Origin of the sequence: Marinobacter sp., assembly GCF_041690455.1 — a bacterium.
Classification (GTDB): Bacteria; Pseudomonadota; Gammaproteobacteria; order Pseudomonadales; family Oleiphilaceae; genus Marinobacter.
Window position 1 is genome coordinate 1 of sequence record NZ_JAWLHI010000042.1, and the last position, 15,332, is coordinate 15,332.

General features: G+C 62.0%; 13 protein-coding genes, 1 other RNA gene and 1 pseudogene. All 15 read left to right on the top strand.

The genetic code is table 11. The features are described from left to right. A pseudogene (locus tag ACESMW_RS11620) lies at positions 1–130 on the top strand (rRNA (cytidine-2'-O-)-methyltransferase); the annotation flags it as partial. An 89-nt stretch (positions 131–219) separates the two neighbouring features. Then, positions 220–582, top strand: an RNA gene (gene rnpB / locus ACESMW_RS11625) — RNase P RNA component class A. Between the two features lie 298 nt (positions 583–880). Then, positions 881–1,333 carry a division/cell wall cluster transcriptional repressor MraZ gene (gene mraZ / locus ACESMW_RS11630; RefSeq protein ID WP_372987199.1) on the top strand — a complete coding sequence of 151 codons (453 nt, stop codon included), beginning with the start codon at positions 881–883 and terminating at the stop codon, positions 1,331–1,333. Beyond that, positions 1,330–2,313, top strand: a complete 984-nt coding sequence (gene rsmH, locus ACESMW_RS11635; protein ID WP_372987200.1) for a 16S rRNA (cytosine(1402)-N(4))-methyltransferase RsmH — start codon at positions 1,330–1,332, stop codon at positions 2,311–2,313. Before mraZ ends, rsmH begins: the two co-directional genes overlap by 4 nt. Positions 2,314–2,315: 2 nt before the next feature. After that, a complete protein-coding gene (gene ftsL / locus ACESMW_RS11640) occupies positions 2,316–2,720 on the top strand; it encodes a cell division protein FtsL (protein ID WP_372987201.1) in 405 nt (134 codons plus the stop codon). A gap of 41 nt (positions 2,721–2,761) precedes the next feature. Then, positions 2,762–4,501, top strand: coding sequence for a peptidoglycan D,D-transpeptidase FtsI family protein (locus ACESMW_RS11645; RefSeq protein WP_372987202.1), 1,740 nt, complete (start codon positions 2,762–2,764; stop codon positions 4,499–4,501). A 4-nt stretch (positions 4,502–4,505) separates the two neighbouring features. Beyond that, complete coding sequence (locus ACESMW_RS11650) at positions 4,506–5,990, top strand: UDP-N-acetylmuramoyl-L-alanyl-D-glutamate--2,6-diaminopimelate ligase (protein WP_372987203.1); 1,485 nt, start codon at positions 4,506–4,508, stop codon at positions 5,988–5,990. After that, positions 5,987–7,363, top strand: a complete 1,377-nt coding sequence (locus ACESMW_RS11655) for a UDP-N-acetylmuramoyl-tripeptide--D-alanyl-D-alanine ligase (RefSeq protein ID WP_372987204.1) — start codon at positions 5,987–5,989, stop codon at positions 7,361–7,363. Before ACESMW_RS11650 ends, ACESMW_RS11655 begins: the two co-directional genes overlap by 4 nt. Then, positions 7,363–8,448: a phospho-N-acetylmuramoyl-pentapeptide-transferase gene (gene mraY, locus ACESMW_RS11660; protein ID WP_372987205.1), complete on the top strand. Its 1,086-nt coding sequence runs from the start codon at positions 7,363–7,365 to the stop codon at positions 8,446–8,448. The genes ACESMW_RS11655 and mraY overlap by 1 nt, the downstream gene beginning before the upstream one ends. Before the next feature lie 15 nt (positions 8,449–8,463). After that, the gene (murD, locus tag ACESMW_RS11665; protein ID WP_372987206.1) at positions 8,464–9,804 is read left to right on the top strand and encodes a UDP-N-acetylmuramoyl-L-alanine--D-glutamate ligase; all 1,341 of its coding nucleotides are present in this window, start codon (positions 8,464–8,466) and stop codon (positions 9,802–9,804) included. Next, on the top strand, positions 9,804–11,003 hold the full coding sequence (gene ftsW, locus ACESMW_RS11670; protein ID WP_372987207.1) for a putative lipid II flippase FtsW: 1,200 nt from the start codon (positions 9,804–9,806) through the stop codon (positions 11,001–11,003). Before murD ends, ftsW begins: the two co-directional genes overlap by 1 nt. After that, positions 10,996–12,081: an undecaprenyldiphospho-muramoylpentapeptide beta-N-acetylglucosaminyltransferase gene (gene murG / locus ACESMW_RS11675; protein ID WP_372987208.1), complete on the top strand. Its 1,086-nt coding sequence runs from the start codon at positions 10,996–10,998 to the stop codon at positions 12,079–12,081. Before ftsW ends, murG begins: the two co-directional genes overlap by 8 nt. Further along, a complete protein-coding gene (murC, locus tag ACESMW_RS11680) occupies positions 12,074–13,519 on the top strand; it encodes a UDP-N-acetylmuramate--L-alanine ligase (RefSeq protein WP_372987209.1) in 1,446 nt (481 codons plus the stop codon). Before murG ends, murC begins: the two co-directional genes overlap by 8 nt. Beyond that, entirely contained in the window at positions 13,512–14,492 is a 981-nt protein-coding gene (locus tag ACESMW_RS11685) for a D-alanine--D-alanine ligase (protein ID WP_372987210.1), read from the top strand. Before murC ends, ACESMW_RS11685 begins: the two co-directional genes overlap by 8 nt. After that, positions 14,485–15,324 carry a cell division protein FtsQ/DivIB gene (locus ACESMW_RS11690; RefSeq protein ID WP_372987211.1) on the top strand — a complete coding sequence of 280 codons (840 nt, stop codon included), beginning with the start codon at positions 14,485–14,487 and terminating at the stop codon, positions 15,322–15,324. Before ACESMW_RS11685 ends, ACESMW_RS11690 begins: the two co-directional genes overlap by 8 nt. Positions 15,325–15,332 lie beyond the last annotated feature (8 nt).

Below are 15,332 nucleotides of genomic sequence, written 5' to 3' on the forward strand. Positions count from 1 at the left end.
GGTGGATCGCATACTGTCGCTGCTATTGACGGAATTGCCGGTCAAAAAAGCGGCGAAGCTGGCAGCGCAGCTGACTGGCAGTTCCAAGAATGAGCTCTATCAGCGTGCGCTGGAACTGAAGGCCGGGTAGGCGGCATCAGTATATTCACTTTCGCGGAATTCACGATCAGGGAACTGTTTTTCCTTGCCTGCCAACCTGTGCTGGAGTATTGTCTCGCCCGAGCTCGCCAGACAGTCGCCGCCGGTTAATACCGGGGGAGGAAAGTCCGGGCTCCACAGGGCAAGGTGCCAGGTAACGCCTGGGCGGCGCGAGCCGACGGAAAGTGCAACAGAAAGTATACCGCCTAAGTGGCCGTGGCATGTTCGCGGTCACCGGTAAGGGTGAAATGGTGCGGTAAGAGCGCACCGCGTGACTGGCAACAGTTCACGGCGATGGTAAACCCCACCTGGAGCAAGACCAAATAGGAATCCAATGGCGTGGCCCGCGCTGGATTCGGGTAGGTTGCTTGAGGCCTGTGGTGACGCAGGCCCTAGATGAATGACTGTCCAAGACAGAACCCGGCTTATCGGCGAGCTCGCCTTTCCCTTCTGTGACGTGTGCAATTCTCAGACCTGATTCTTTATAGCCAAAAAATCTTAAACCTAACTTGCCATCTTCAAAACTATTTGCAGGTGTTTGATTTCCTTTTGTTTCTTTTCCGTAATCTCTCCCTCCGAACAAATCTTCGCCCGTAACCTCTTGTCATAAAAGGAACTTTTGCGAGACCGACGCCATTTGCGGCGCTTGCATTGTGTAATGCGTGTTCCTATAGTGTGCAGAAGTGGGAAAAAGTGGTTTCTAGTGGTTTTTTGTGGTTTTCAGCTACCCGAGACGGTGTGAATGAGCAATTTTCTGGGCAGTCATGCCATCAACATGGATGCGAAGGGTCGCCTGGCGATCCCCGCCAAGGTCCGCGAGGAGCTCTCGCAGATCTGTGGTGGCCGCATCGTGCTGACGGCCAATGCCGACGAAGAGCGCTGTCTTCTGGTGTATCCGGAGCCAGAGTGGGAGGCCCTGCGCCCCCAGATTGAAGCCCTGCCCAACATGAACAAGGCCGCCAGACGGCTGCAGCGTCTGTTGCTCGGTAATGCCGCGCCCATGGAGCTGGACTCCGCGGGGCGCATCCTGATTCCACCCACACTTCGAAGCTACGCCCATCTGGAGAAGAAGCTCATGCTCATCGGTCAGGGCAAGAAACTGGAGCTCTGGAGCGAGGAGCGCTGGTTCGCCTGGCTGGACGAGTCTTCAGGCGATGACGACATGCCGCCGGAAATGGAGGCGCTTTCACTATGACTTCCGAACACAACCAGAAGGACGGAGCGGACTACGCCCACCGCTCGGTGCTTCTGGATTCGGCGGTCGATTACCTTGTTGGCGACCCCGATGGCAGATACGTGGACGGCACTTTCGGTCGTGGCGGTCACAGCCGGCTCATCCTTGAACGCCTGGGTCCGAACGGGCATCTCCTAGGGTTCGACAAGGATCCCGAAGCAATCCGGGTTGCTGAGGCTCTGGCTGTCGAGGATCCCCGCTTCTCCTGGTTCCACGGATCCTTCGCCGAACTGGCTCTGGCCATGGCCCGTCGTGACTGGGACGAAATCGACGGCCTGCTGCTGGATCTCGGGGTGTCTTCGCCACAGCTTGATGATCCGTCGCGGGGCTTCAGCTTCATGCGCGACGGTCCCCTGGACATGCGTATGAATCCGCACCAGTCACCCAGTGCGGCCGAGTGGCTGGCCCGGGCGGAGGAGCAGGAGATCGCAAACGTTATCTGGCGATACGGAGAGGAAAGGTTTTCCCGCCGTATCGCCCGTCTCGTTGTGGAGCGCCGCCAGGAGGCGCCTATCGAGACCACAAGGCAGTTGGCGGAGCTGGTCAGCGAGGCCGTGCCGAAGAAGGAAAAGCACAAGCATCCGGCGACCCGGACGTTCCAGGCTATCCGCATCTATATCAATCGGGAGCTGGAGGATCTGGAGATCTGCCTTCAGGCAGCCGCAGAGCGTCTGGCGCCCGGCGGCAGGCTGGTGGTGATCAGTTTTCACTCCCTCGAAGACCGGCTGGTCAAACGCTTCATGCGGGACCTGGCGCGGGGGCCGAAGCTGCCCCGGGGAATTCCGGTCACCGCCGATCAGGAGCAGTCGGCGTTCCGGCTGGTGGGAAAAGCCGCCAAGGCCGGAGCAGAGGAAGTCAGTGACAACGTCCGGGCCCGCAGTGCAGTAATGCGGGTCCTTGAGCGAATCGACAGAAGCGATAAAACGCAGGGGAGCGCGTGATCATGGGCGCGGTAGCCATAGAACAACCGGTCAAGACGGCGAAACTTAACAGACAAAGGGTCCGCGATGGCGTTGCCACCGCAGTCCGCATTTCGCAGCAGGTATTCGATGCCACCCGCCAGAAGCGGGTGCTGGTTTCTCTGGGGCTGATGGTATTGCTGGTGGCGTCGTCCATCGGCGTGGTGGTCAGTGCCCACGAGAACCGGGAGTTGTTCAATTCTCTGTCCGAGCTGCAGGCCCAGCGGGACCAGTACCAGAGGGAATGGAGCCAGTTGCTGCTCGAGCAGAGCGCTCTCAGCGCCCACGGGCGTGTGGAGGCCTTGGCCTCCGAGCAGCTTGGCATGGTCGTTCCGGGCCGTGAGGATATTGTCCTGGTGCCGTTGATGTCGCCGGCATCGGTCCGGTAATCCGATAACAATAACATTCACAAAACGTCAGGGTGATCGATTTGTCCGGTCAGGGAACACAGACAACATGGGGCCAACGAGTGGCTGCAGGGCTGAAAGCCTGGCGGTTTGGCACCGTGCTGGGTGTTTTCCTGCTGGTGGTGGCCGCTCTGGGCTGGCGGCTGGTGGATCTGCATGTGGTGGACAACGAGTTCCTGCGCAAACAGGGCGATGTCCGCACCATCCGCGTCGAGACCATCGATGCCCATCGTGGCGTCATCAGTGACCGTCATGGTGAACCGCTGGCGGTCAGCACCCCGGTCCAGACGATCTGGGCCAATCCCTCCGAAGTCGATCCGGACGAACCCCGGCTGACCAACCTGGCCCGTCTGTTGGGCATCAGTGAGGCCCGACTGCGTGAGCGACTCCGGGATTACGCCGGCCGGGAATTCATCTATCTGCGCCGCAAGGTTCAGCCCGCGCTTGCCCGGGATACGATGGCGCTGGATATCAATGGTATCTACAGCCGGCAGGAATACCGTCGCTACTACCCTGCAGGCGAAGTAACCGCTCACGTCGTAGGCTTTACCGATATCGACGAGCGGGGCCAGGAAGGCATTGAGCTGGCCTACAACGACTGGCTCTCCGGGGAGTCCGGGCGCAAGCGGGTGCTCAAGGACAATCGCGGCAGGGCGATCAAGGACCTGACCCTGATCCGGGATGCCCAGCCGGGACAGAAGCTAGAACTCAGTCTCGATCTTCGCCTTCAGTACCTGGCGTACCGGGAACTGAAAGCGGTGGTCAACGCCCATAAGGCTCGTGGCGGAACCCTGGTGATGCTGGACGTGGACACCGGTGAGGTTCTGGCAATGGTGAACCAGGGCTCTTACAACCCCAACGACCGGAGCCAGCTGGCAGCGGAAAACCTCAGAAACAAGGCCATCACCGATCTGTTCGAACCCGGCTCGACCATGAAGCCGATTACCATGGCGGCAGCCCTGGAGTCCGGACTTTATGAGCCGGGTGACACCATCGATACTTCCCCCGGCTTTCGCCGGTTTGGCCGTTTTACCATCCGTGACCATCGCAATTACGGAGTCCTGGATCTTACCAGCATAATTGTGAAGTCCAGTAACGTGGGCATGAGCAAGATTGCCTCTGAAATCGGTGGTGACGTGATTCGGGATCTCTACAGCCGCCTGGGACTCGGTCAGCCCACCGGTGTGGGGTTCCCGGGCGAGGCTGTCGGCATATTGCCGGCTCCGCCAAAATGGCGTCCGGTTGAGGAGGCCACGCTGTCCTATGGCTACGGCATGAGCGTGAATGCCCTGCAACTGGCCCAGGCCTACATGGTCCTGGCCAATGGCGGCATCCGGTACCCATTGAGCCTGCTCAAGGTGGATGAGCCGCCTCGGGGCCAGCGGGTGCTTTCCGAGGGTGTGGCACATGAGGTCCGAGAAATGCTGGCGCAAGTGGTGGAGAAGGGTACCGGTACCCGTGCCCAACCCGGCTTTTACTCTGCCGGCGGCAAGACAGGAACTGTTCATCTGGTTGGCGCTCAAGGTTATGAGGACAGCCAGTACAAGGCGATTTTTGCCGGTATGGCACCGATTGATAATCCGAGAATCGTTACCGTTGTGGCCGTTGATGCGCCGCAATCCGGGGAATATTACGGCGGTGAGGTAGCCGCTCCGGTATTTGCCCGGGTGATGAGTGACGCACTGCGACTGTTGAATGTGAAGCCTGAACTGGAAGTCACCGGCTCGCCTGGCGAGTTGCCGACGACCGGGGAGCGAGGTTAACCCTATGTGCATCGCATCTCTCAGCACTCTGTTGCATGGCATCGTCGAGGTTCCGTCGGTATTCGATGTCACCATCCACGGACTGAAGACCGATAGCCGCGAGGTCCGGTCCGGTGATGCCTTCGTGGCCCTGGCGGGCGCGCGAACGCCGGCGGATTTCTATGTCGACAAGGCCATCGAGTCCGGAGCGACCGTCGTGCTGCTGGAGTCGACCACTGCGGGCGAATGTGCCGAACACCATGGTGCGCTCATCGTGCCGGTGGTCGGGTTGCGGGAGCAGCTTGGCCGCCTGGCGGATCGTTTTTTCGAGCACCCCTCGCAACGACTGCGGCTGGTTGGCGTCACCGGCACCAATGGCAAGACCTCGGTCTCTCAGTACATTGCGCGCCTGCTGAAAGATACCGGAACCCCCTGTGGCGTGATCGGTACGCTCGGTTACGGTATGCCCGACGCCCTCCAGCCGGCGAGTCACACCACGCCGGATGTGGTGCAGGTCAATCGGGTGTTGTACCGGATCCTGGCCCAGGGTGGTCGGGCCGCGGCGATGGAGGTGTCGTCACACGCACTCGATCAGGGTCGGGTGGACAATCTCACCATGACCGGTGCGGTCTTCACCAACCTGACCCGAGATCACCTGGATTACCACGGGTCGATGGAGGCCTATGGCGCCGCGAAGGCAAAGCTGTTCGAGCGCGAAGAGCTGCACTTTGCCGTGATCAATTTCGACGACCCGTTCGGGCGCCAGTTGTATGGCCAGCTGGAAGGGAAATGCGACCGGGTCAGGTACAGCCTGCACGAGGCCCAGACTGAGCTCTGGTTGCGGGAATTCCGCCCGACCGATGAAGGATTCGAGGCCTCGGTCGATGGCGAATGGGGTGCTTTCGATATCCGCGTTCCCCTGATGGGCAGTTTCAATGCCAGCAATGTGCTGGCGGCCATGTCCGCGGTACTGAGCCTTGGTGTGCCGGTGGAGCGGGTGCGGGAAGCCGTTGCCCGGCTGGTGCCTCCGCCGGGCCGGCTGGAACGTTTTACCGGGGATAACGGCGTGCGGGTGGTGGTGGATTACGCCCACACTCCGGACGCCCTCTCAAATGCCCTGTCAGCACTTCGGCCGCATGTGGCTGGCCGGCTGATCTGTGTGTTCGGCTGCGGTGGTGATCGGGATTCCGGAAAACGCCCGGAAATGGCCCGGGAAGCCGAGCAGCTGGCGGACGCAGTTATTGTGACCGATGACAACCCCCGCAGCGAGGTGCCTGAGGCAATCGTCCGGGATATCCTGGCCGGCTTTGAACAGCCCGGACAGGTCCAGGTAATCCATGACCGCGCCGAGGCCATTCAGAGTGCCATTGCCCAGGCCGGCCCGGACGATCTGGTGCTGGTCGCCGGCAAGGGTCACGAGGCTTACCAGGAAATTGCAGGCCAGAAACTGCCGTTCAGTGATACCGAGCAGGTCAGGCATTGCCTGAAGCTCAACGGGGGTGTGGCATGATGCGCGCCTTTTCGCTGGCCGAGGCCTGTGACTGGACGGGCGCCCGGTGCGCCACCCGGTCATTGGCGTCTGTCCGGTTTGAAGGGGTATCGACCGACACCCGGACCCTGGCGCAAGGGGATCTGTTTGTCGCCCTGAGGGGTGAGAACTTTGATGGACACCGGTTCCTGGCAAAGGCACAGGAGGCCGGTGCGGTGGCAGTAGTGGTGGACACCGAAGACCGCAGTATCACCATTCCGCAACTGGTCGTGAAAGATACCGTCGAGGCACTGGCCCGGCTGGCGGAGGGCAACCGCAATGAAAGCCGTGTGCAGCTGGTGGCTGTCACCGGAAGCAGCGGCAAGACCACAGTCCGGGAGATGACCGCGGCGGTGCTGTCGCGGATGGGACCGACCCTGGCAACCGAGGGCAACTTGAACAATCACATCGGGGTGCCCCTGACGCTGTTCCGGCTGTCCCCTGAACACCGGTTTGCCGCCATCGAACTGGGCGCCAGTGACCTGGGCGAGATCGCCCACACCGTGGCGATAGCCAGGCCACAGGTAGTGATTCTGACCAACGCCGGCCAGGCTCACCTGGAAGGGTTCGGGAGCTATGAAAACATTGTCCGGGCCAAGGGCGAGATCATTGAAGGCGTCACCGAGGGTGGACTTGTGGTTCTGAACCGGGACGATCCCGCTTTCGACCAGTGGCTGGCACGGGCAGGAGATCGTCGTGTGGTCAGTGTCAGCCGCCTCGGACATCCGGAAGCGGATTACCAGGTCACGGATGCCGAAGTGTCCGGCCCCGGGCAGCAGCTGACGGTGACCGGCCCTGATGGCTGGTCCCGCACGCTGACGCTCTCGTTTCCGGGTGAACATAACCGGAGTAATGCCCTGATGGCGATCGCCGCGACCCGTGAGCTGGGCGCCACCGATCAGCAACTGGAGGACGGCCTGGCCGGTATCCAGTCGGTCAAGGGGCGTCTTCAGATGCTGGATCTGGGTCGGGGATTGACCCTCATCGATGACAGTTACAACGCCAACCCGGCGTCCATGAAAGCCGCGGTGGCAGTGCTTGCTGAGCGGACCGGTCAGCGGGTGGCGGTCTTTGGCGCCATGGCCGAGCTGGGGCCGGATGCCCGTGCCCTGCACGCCGAAGTGGGAGCCGCCGCGAAGGAAGGGGGCATCGATCGCCTGATGGTGGTGGGTTCCGGTTGTGAAGGTTATGTGGATGGATTCGGGCCGGAAGCCGAGCAGTTTCCGACCCATGAAGGGGCAGTGGATACTATCGTCAGTACCCTGGGTCCTGAAATCACCGTGCTGGTGAAGGGTTCTCGCAGTTCCGCCATGGATCGCGTGGTGGAGGGAATTAAAGAAAAGGTGAATAACTAATGCTGCTCTGGCTGACAGAGGTTCTTTCGCAATATTTTTCCGAACTGACGGTGTTTCAGTACCTGACGCTGCGCGCGATTCTGGGGATTCTGACGGCACTGCTGATCTCGCTCATTATCGGGCCGATGATGATCCGCAAGCTCAGCCAGTACCAGATCGGCCAGGCGGTTCGGGATGACGGTCCCCAGACCCACCTCAGCAAGGCGGGCACGCCGACCATGGGCGGCGCGCTGATCCTGGTGGCCATTGCCGTGAGTACCTTGCTGTGGGCTGACCTGACCAACCGTTATGTGTGGATCACCCTGCTGGTCACCATGCTGTTTGGCGCCATTGGCTGGGTTGATGACTATCGCAAGGTGGTGGAGCGTAATCCGCGGGGCCTACCGGCGAAATGGAAATACTTCTGGCAGTCGGTAATCGGCGCTGGTGCGGCAATTTTCCTGTATTTCAGCTCCGCACTGCCCCAGGAGACCTCGCTGTACCTGCCGTTTGTGAAGAACGTCTCGCTGACCCTGGGGCCGGTGCTGTTCATCCTGCTCAGTTATTTCGTGATCGTGGGTAGCAGTAATGCGGTGAACCTGACCGACGGCCTCGATGGCCTGGCGATCATGCCGACGGTCATGGTCGCAGGGGCCCTGGCGGTTTTCGCTTATGTCTCCGGGCATGCGCAGTTTGCCAATTACCTGCTGATTCCCCATCTGCCGGGAACCGGCGAGCTCATTATCTTCTGTGGCTCCCTGGTGGGTGCGGGTCTGGGCTTCCTGTGGTTTAACACCTATCCAGCCCAGGTGTTCATGGGCGATGTGGGTGCGCTGGCCCTGGGGGCGGCACTCGGTGTGGTGGCGGTCATCGTGCGCCAGGAAATCGTGCTGTTCATCATGGGCGGGGTCTTCGTGATGGAGACTATCTCGGTGATTCTGCAGGTGGCCTCGTTCCGCCTGACCGGCCGCCGGATTTTCCGGATGGCGCCGCTGCACCATCATTTTGAATTGAAAGGCTGGCCGGAACCCCGCGTTATCGTGCGGTTCTGGGTGGTCACTGTGGTTCTGGTCCTGATTGGACTGGCCAGTCTGAAGATACGATAGGGTAACGCTACGGCTATGAGTGTCATTGCTTCGGATCGTCGCACATTGGTGGTAGGGCTCGGCAAGACCGGGCTCTCCTGCGTGCGCTACCTGTCCGAACAGGGGCGCGAGGTCGCGGTGGCGGACAGCCGTACCGCACCCCCGGGCCTGGATGAGCTGCGCTCGAACTGGCCGGAGATACCGGTTCACCTGGGGGCGTTCGATGCCGAGCTGTTCGCCGGGTTCAATGAGCTGGTGGTCAGCCCCGGCATCAGCATAGCCGAGCCGGCCATCGCAGGCGCAGCCGAGCGTGGTGCCCGGATCCGCGGTGATATCGACCTCTTCGCCGAGGCAGCGGATGCGCCAATCATTGCCATCACCGGTTCCAACGGCAAGACCACGGTCACCACGCTGGTGGGCGAGATGGCGAAGGCAGCCGGGCGCAAGGTGGAAGTCGGAGGCAACATCGGCACGCCCGCGCTGGACCTGCTTGGGCGCGGCGCTGATCTCTACGTGCTGGAGCTGTCCAGTTTCCAGCTGGAGACCACCGATGAACTGAATGCCCTGGCTGCCACGGTCCTCAATGTCAGCGATGACCACATGGACCGCTATCCGAACAAGATGGCCTATTTCCAGGCCAAGCAGCGGATTTTTCGGGGCGCGAAGAATGCCATCGTCAATCTGGATGATGCCCTGAGCACGCCCATGGCCCGTGACACGTTGCGGTTCCTGTGTTTCGGTTTTCATCGGGTGAATCCGGACACCTTCAGTACCCGGGATGACGATGAGGGCACCTGGATCACCTTCGGGTTCGACAACCTGCTACTTACCAGCGAGCTCCGGCTTCTGGGCCGCCACAACGTCAGCAACGTCATGGCGGCACTGGCCCTTGGCCACGCGGCGGGGTTCCCGATGGACCTGATGTTGCAGGTGGCCCGGGAGTTTCGGGGCCTGCCGCACCGCTGTGAGTTTGTCCGCAGCTTCGAGGGCGTCGATTACATCAACGATTCCAAGGGCACCAACGTGGGGGCCACGGTGGCGGCCATCGAGAGTCTGGCCCCGGAGCAGGGCAAGGTGGTGCTGATTGCAGGCGGTGATGGCAAAGGGGCCGACTTCGCACCCCTGGAGGCGCCAGTTGCGCTCTATTGCCGGGCGGTGGCGCTGATCGGCACGGATGCAGAGCGGATCGCGGAGGCCATTGGCAGCGGTGTTCAGAAAGTGCGGGCCGGCACCCTGAGCGACGCGGTCTCGGCCGCGCGGAAAGAGGCCCGGCCGGGTGACCGGGTGCTGCTGTCACCGGCGTGCGCCAGTTTTGACATGTTCCGCGACTACCTGGATCGCGGTGACCAGTTTCGAACCCTCGTGGAGGCGCTGTGATGTCAGCCGGAATCAGCCTTCCGAACCGCAACAGCTGGCTGGGCGAGATCCAGCCTCTGCCGGTGCTGGTGATCAGCGCGGCAGCCTTGCTGGTGGTCGGTGTGGTGATGATTTCATCCGCTTCCATGGACATGGCGGCGGAAACCATGGGTAACAGTTACCACTATGTGATCCGCCAGTTGCTGTTCGCCGCCATGGGCGGTGTCCTGGCCCTGGTGGCGGTCAATGTGCCGGTTGCCTGGTGGGAACGCAGTGGCTGGTTGCTGCTGGGCATCGGTCTGCTGGTGCTGGTGCTGGTGCTCACGCCAATGGGCCGCACGGTTAACGGTTCCACCCGCTGGATCCCGTTCGGCCTGTTCAACGTGCAGGTGTCCGAGGTGGCAAAACTGTGTCTGATTGCCTACCTCGCCGGTTACGTGGTGCGCCGCCGGGACGAACTGCTCAATACCTGGCCCGGCTTCCTGAAGCCGCTGGTGGTGTTGGGCGTGGCCTCGGTGCTGCTGGTTATCCAGCCGGACTTCGGTGCCACGGTGGTGCTGATCACAGCAGCGGCAGGCATGATTTTTCTCAGTGGTGTCCGGTTGACCCGATTCGTGCCGCTGATCGCGATCCTGGTGGCCCTGGGGACTGTCCTGGTGCTCACGCAGCCCTACCGGTTGAAACGGGTGGTGAGTTATCTGGATCCCTGGAAAGACCAGTTCGATACGGGATACCAGCTGACCCAGTCGCTGATTGCCTTCGGTCGTGGTGAGTGGGCCGGTGTTGGCCTTGGCAACTCGATCCAGAAGCTGTTTTATCTGCCCGAGGCCCACACCGATTTCATCTTCGCCATCATTGCCGAGGAGTTCGGGCTGTTGGGGTCGTTGTTGGTACTGGCCCTGTTCACGGTTCTGGTGGTTTCGGGTTTCGTGATTGCCCGTCGGGCCGAGAAGGCCAAAATGCCTTTTGGGGCCTGTTTTGCCTATGGTCTGACACTTCTGATCGGACTTCAGGCCGGGATCAACATGGCAGTCAGCACCGGGCTGCTGCCGACCAAGGGCCTGACTCTTCCGCTGGTGAGTTATGGCGGCTCAAGCCTGATGATTACCTGCGTGTGTATCGGTGTACTCGCGCGCATTGAAATGGAAAGGCTGGACAAGGTACGCGTGGCCAGTGAGGAAAACAGTTCAAAGAAACGGGGAGGGGCGGTGTATGACTGAATCCCGTCGCTTCCTGATGATGGCAGGCGGCACCGGGGGCCATGTGTTCCCGGCGCTGGCCACTGCCCGGGCCCTTGAGGCCAGGGGGCATGAGGTTTACTGGCTGGGTGCCACCGGTGGCATGGAGCAGCGGCTGATCGGCGATACTGACATCCCGTTATCGCTCATCCACATCTCGGGCCTGCGGGGCAAAGGCAAGCTGGCCCTACTGCTGGCGCCGTTCCGACTGATGCGGGCCCTGGGCGAGGCGTTTACGGTGGTGCGGCGGATCCGCCCCGACTGTGTCGTCGGCATGGGTGGGTTCGTGACCGGCCCGGGTGGCCTGGCCGCCTGGCTGACCCGGACGCCACTGGTGATCCATGAGCAGAATGCCATTGCCGGGATGACCAACCGCATTTTGGTGCGGTTCGCCCAGACCGTGCTGGAAGCCTTCCCCGGTAGTTTCGGGGCCGACGTGGTGACCCGATGTACCGGTAACCCGGTGCGCCAGGATCTGGCCAGTCTGCCGGAGCCAGAAACCCGTATGGCGGGCCGCACCGGCCAGTTGCGGGTGTTGGTGGTCGGCGGCAGCCTCGGCGCCCGGGTGTTCAACCAGCAGTTACCCGAGGCGCTGGCCCTGATTCCTGAGGTGGATCGGCCGGAGGTGCGCCATCAGTGTGGTGAGAAGAACCTGGATGAGGCGAAAGCCGCCTACGAGGCACAGGGTGTTGCGGCCAGTATCGAGCCGTTTATCAGGGATATGGCCGAAGCCTACAGCTGGGCAGATGTGGTCATCTGTCGTTCGGGAGCGCTGACGGTATCCGAACTCTGTGCGGCGGGTATCGGTGCGGTACTGGTGCCGTTTCCCCATGCCGTGGATGACCATCAGACAGCCAATGCGAAGCAAATGGTGGATGCGAAAGCCGGGGTGTTGATTCCCCAGTCAAAACTGACGCCGGCAATCCTGGCCGAAACCCTGCAAGACCTGGCAAAGGACCGGACCAGGGTCATGAATATGGCGAAGGCTGCACGAACGCTGGCCCGCCCGGATGCAACGGAGAGAGTCGTGAATTACTGTCTGGAGGCCGCCAATGGCTGATGCAACCAATCCGCCACTGGTCTATCAGGTGCCGGAAATGCGCCGGATCCGCCACATCCACTTTGTCGGGATTGGTGGCGCCGGCATGAGCGGCATTGCCGAGGTTCTGAAGAACCAGGGCTATGAAGTTTCCGGTTCCGACCTGAAGGAAGGGCCGGTAACCGACCGCTTGAAATCCCTCGGTGTCGAGGTCCAGATCGGACACCGGGAAGAAAACAGTGCCCGGGCGGATGTTGTCGTGGTGTCCACCGCGGTCAAGTCTGATAACCCGGAAGTGGCTGCGGCCCGTAGCCGCAGGGTACCCATCGTTCCGCGCGCCGAGATGCTGGCGGAGATCATGCGTTACCGCCACGGTATTGCCGTTGCCGGCACCCATGGCAAGACCACGACCACCAGTCTGATTGCCTCGGTACTTGGCGAGGCGGGTCTTGATCCCACTTTCGTGATCGGCGGCAAGTTGAACAGTGCGGGCACCAATGCCCAGCTCGGCGGCTCGCGCTACCTGGTGGCGGAAGCGGATGAGAGCGATGCCTCCTTCCTGCACCTGACTCCGGTGATTTCCGTGGTCACCAACATTGAAGCCGACCACATGGATACCTATGGCGGTGATGTTGAAAAGCTGAAACAGACCTTTGTCGACTTTCTCCACAACCTGCCGTTCTATGGCGTGGCCGTGATGTGTGTGGACGACGGTTATGTGCAGGAAATCATCCCGAGGATCTCCCGAGCCATCATCACCTACGGGATCGACAACCCCGAGGCGGATTACCGGGCCGAGCAGATTACCTCCGATGGCCTGAAAACCCGCTTTGTGGTCAAGCGCCCGGGTGGTCGCAGTGACCTGCCGGTGGAGCTGCGGATGCCGGGGCGCCATAACGTGCTCAATGCCCTGGCGGCCATTGCCGTTGCCACCGACGAAGGGGTGGCGGATGACGCCATTTGCAAGGGGCTGGCCGGATTCGCTGGCGTTGGCCGACGGTTCCAGGTGTACGGCGATTACCAGACCCCGAAAGGCACCATCACCCTGGTGGACGATTACGGCCATCACCCGACCGAGGTGGAAGCGGTGATCCGTGCCGCCCATGATGCCTGGCCGGATCGCCGGCTGGTGATGTTGTACCAGCCGCACCGGTATACCCGCACCCGTGACCTGTACGAGGACTTCGTCCGGGTGCTGTCGGAAGTGGACGGTCTCTTGTTGATGGACGTGTATTCCGCCGGCGAGCCGGCGATTCCGGGCGCGGATGGCCGCTCTCTGTGCCGGAGCATTCGCCAACGCGGCAAGGTGGAGCCGGTGTTTGTCGAGGACAACAGCGAAATCGAGAGCCTGCTGGCCAATGTGCTGCAGGATGGCGACCTGCTGATTACCCAGGGCGCCGGAGATATTGGTGGTGTGGCTGCCCGGATGGCGGCAGCGGGAGTGATTTCTGGTGACTGATATGCACCACAACGAGATTCAGGATTATCAGGCAGATCCGGAGCTGGTGAAGGCGCTGGGTCGGGTTGCCGTGTTCATGGGTGGCGATTCCGCCGAGCGCGAAGTCTCCCTGAAGAGCGGGAAAGCCGTGCTGGCCGCCCTGCAGTCCGCCGGTGTGGACGCGTTTGGGGTGGATGTCCGGGGTTGCCTGCTGAAAACCGTCGAGGATCCGGATTTCGACCGGGTATTCATTGCCCTTCATGGCCGGGGCGGCGAGGACGGAACACTGCAGGCGATCCTGTCCCAGGCCGGTATTCCCTACACCGGCAGCGAGATGCTGGCTTCGGCCCTCGCCATGGACAAGCTCCGCACCAAGTATGTGTTCGAAGGCTGCGGGCTGCCGACGCCGAGGTTCCGGGCCATGACCACCGAGGACGAAGCCGGCAGGATCATGGCCGAGCTGCAGCCGCCCCTGAGCGTCAAGCCGGCGCATGAGGGTTCCAGTATCGGAATCCGTAAGGTGCGGTCGGAGTCGGAGCTGGTGGAAGCCTACAGGGCTGCCGCGGCAATGGATGACCTGGTGCTGGTGGAAGAGTGGATCGAGGGGCCGGAGTTCACCGTGAGCCTGCTGCAGGATCGGGCCCTTCCGGCCATCGGCCTTAGCGCAAGCACCGATCACGCGTTTTACGACTATGAGGCCAAGTACCTGGCCGATGACACCCATTACCGGATTCCTTGCGGGCTGGCGCCCGAGGATGAGCTCCGGCTCCAGCACCTTGCCCTCGAAGCATTCCGGGTGGTCGGTTGCCGGACCTGGGGACGGGTGGATGTGATGCAGGATGCCGGTGGCCGCTTCTGGCTGCTTGAGGTGAACACCGTGCCTGGCATGACCGACCACAGCCTGGTGCCGATGGCGGCTCGGGCGGCCGGAATCGGCTTTGAGGAACTGGTGGTGCGGATACTCCGCGACACCCTGGAGGATGCGAATGCTTGAGAACCTGCTGATCCGGAGCCGGGCGATTCCGTCCGAGCCCCCGCGGCGCCGGGGGGCGACGTCCCTCGGTCCCGACCGGGACCGGTTTGGCGTTCTCAAGGGCATTCTGGCAGCCGTGCCCTGGCTGCAGGTGGGGCTCGGCGCCCTGATTGTGTTGCTTGCGGCCCTGGTGCCCTGGGGTACCGGCAAGGTTCTGAGTGCCATGGACCAGCAGATCCTGGCAATCGACGTCAACGGCGACTTTGTTGGAGACAGCCGGGTCGCCATTGAGCGGGAGGCAGGTAACTGGATCGGGAAAAGCTATTTTGCGACCGACCTGTCCGAGATCAAGGACGAGCTGGAGCAGCGGCCCTGGGTCGCCTCTGCGGCGGTTCGCCGGGTCTGGCCGGATCGGCTGGTGATCGGTATCCGGGAGAAGAAGCCGCTGGCCTACTGGACCGACGGGCGCCTGGTCAGCCGGACCGGCGAGCTGTTCACGCCGCCGAATCCCGAGGTAGCGGGCCGCCTGCCCCGGCTGGCAGGTCCGGATGAGCGGGTACGGGAGGTGATCCGGATGGCCCAGACCATGAACGACCGGCTGGTGAACCACGGGCTCGGTTTTGCCGGTCTGTCACTGGAAGCCCGGGGTGCCTGGACCCTGACCCTGGCGAACGGCATCGAGGTGGTGCTCGGCAGGGACCAGGTGGACGAGCGTTTTGAACGGTTCATGACAGTTTATGAAACCCGGCTGGCATCCCGGTCGGACGAAGTCAGCAGGGTGGATGCCCGCTACACCAATGGTGTTGCGGTGCAGTGGAAGCAGGCAGTAGCGGCTTCCGGGCCGAATTCATAGCAAATTAA

Coding starts and splice junctions, on each gene's coding strand:
- murC (WP_372987209.1), top strand. CDS start 12,074: ATGGCTGATGCAACCAATCCGCCACTGGTCTATCAGGTGCCGGAAATG.
- ftsL (WP_372987201.1), top strand. CDS start 2,316: ATGGGCGCGGTAGCCATAGAACAACCGGTCAAGACGGCGAAACTTAAC.
- mraZ (WP_372987199.1), top strand. CDS start 881: ATGAGCAATTTTCTGGGCAGTCATGCCATCAACATGGATGCGAAGGGT.
- rsmH (WP_372987200.1), top strand. CDS start 1,330: ATGACTTCCGAACACAACCAGAAGGACGGAGCGGACTACGCCCACCGC.
- murG (WP_372987208.1), top strand. CDS start 10,996: ATGACTGAATCCCGTCGCTTCCTGATGATGGCAGGCGGCACCGGGGGC.
- murD (WP_372987206.1), top strand. CDS start 8,464: ATGAGTGTCATTGCTTCGGATCGTCGCACATTGGTGGTAGGGCTCGGC.
- ACESMW_RS11650 (WP_372987203.1), top strand. CDS start 4,506: ATGTGCATCGCATCTCTCAGCACTCTGTTGCATGGCATCGTCGAGGTT.
- ACESMW_RS11690 (WP_372987211.1), top strand. CDS start 14,485: ATGCTTGAGAACCTGCTGATCCGGAGCCGGGCGATTCCGTCCGAGCCC.
- ftsW (WP_372987207.1), top strand. CDS start 9,804: ATGTCAGCCGGAATCAGCCTTCCGAACCGCAACAGCTGGCTGGGCGAG.
- mraY (WP_372987205.1), top strand. CDS start 7,363: ATGCTGCTCTGGCTGACAGAGGTTCTTTCGCAATATTTTTCCGAACTG.
- ACESMW_RS11655 (WP_372987204.1), top strand. CDS start 5,987: ATGATGCGCGCCTTTTCGCTGGCCGAGGCCTGTGACTGGACGGGCGCC.